The sequence below is a fragment of the Aeromonas sp. QDB30 genome (genome assembly GCF_027707645.1).
GTDB lineage: Bacteria > Pseudomonadota > Gammaproteobacteria > Enterobacterales > Aeromonadaceae > Aeromonas > Aeromonas caviae.
Genome location: NZ_JAPCIY010000180.1, coordinates 1 through 987, shown reverse-complemented (window position 1 = coordinate 987; position 987 = coordinate 1). Strand labels below are relative to the sequence as shown.

Sequence of the window (987 nt, the reverse complement as noted above, 5' to 3'; positions counted from 1 at the left end):
CAAGCAGGAAAGTGGGATCAAGAGACGATCGTCTCATTTTTCCTGTGTCAATACTGTTCCGGTGAATACTTACGACACAATCTGGTGATCAGCGCCCGCAATACCGACAAGGCGCCGAGAAGCCCGCTCCATAGCCAGAGCGTCGCCTTCTCTCACTACAACCATATCGCCGGCCAGCTGCCGCTCGACATGGCCACCGGCAAGGTGCTGACCGGTTGCGTCAAGGAGCAGACCGCCCAGTGCCTCGGCCATATCAAGACTATTGTGGAGAACATCGGCCACGTGATGGACGATATCGTCAAGGTCAATATCCAGCTTGCCAACATCGCGGATCTGGACGCGGTCAATGCCATCTACACCCAATACTTCCCGGGCTACCACCCCGCCCGCACCGTGATTGGCGTCAGCGAGCTGCCCGCCGGCGCCCTGGTGCAGATTGATGCTGTGATGTCCAACGCAGAAAGCACCCCGCCGCAGGTGTAACACGTTGCTTTAACGATAAAAAGACACCGGCTTAGGCCGGTGTCTTTTTATATTTTTGTTGACCTACAACCCAATTGCCTATTATGAATAGCTTCACTTACCTATGATTATTTCCATCCTTATCTATTTTTTATCACAGAATTATTAGCTAACTCTGGAGCAAGTGATTCATAAAAATCAACTGGTCCTTTAGTTATTACCTTTGAAATAACTGCTATTCTTTCAGGCTTGATATTAGGCCCATATGCGATGATCTCACGAGTAACCTCTATATACTCTTCGAGATATCCCTCTGCTTTAGAAAGCCCTAACACTTTAAGTGTCATCCTTGCACGACGAAGTGCTTGGTTATTATTTACAATTGCTTTCCTTGCCGCATCCATATCAATTCCACCGTCTAGATTTCTGACATGGTTACTTACCGCGGCAGGGCTGACGCATCAGTGTTTATACTTTGAACAACCCCATACATTCGAACAAATATTGTTCATTCAGACAGCAGAG

At 48.1% G+C, this 987-nt stretch carries 2 protein-coding genes; one reads left to right on the top strand and one right to left on the bottom strand.

Going from position 1 to position 987, the window contains the following annotated elements; genetic code table 11:
- A partial coding sequence (locus tag PG896_RS21015) for a RidA family protein (protein WP_270836196.1) occupies window positions 1-483 on the top strand: 483 nt, incomplete at its 5' end.
- 119 nt (window positions 484-602) lie between these two features.
- Here the strand turns inward: PG896_RS21015 and PG896_RS21010 are convergent.
- Window positions 603-866 (bottom strand): hypothetical protein, encoded by a 264-nt coding sequence (locus PG896_RS21010; RefSeq protein WP_270836195.1) that lies wholly within the window; start codon window positions 864-866, stop codon window positions 603-605.
- Window positions 867-987 lie beyond the last annotated feature (121 nt).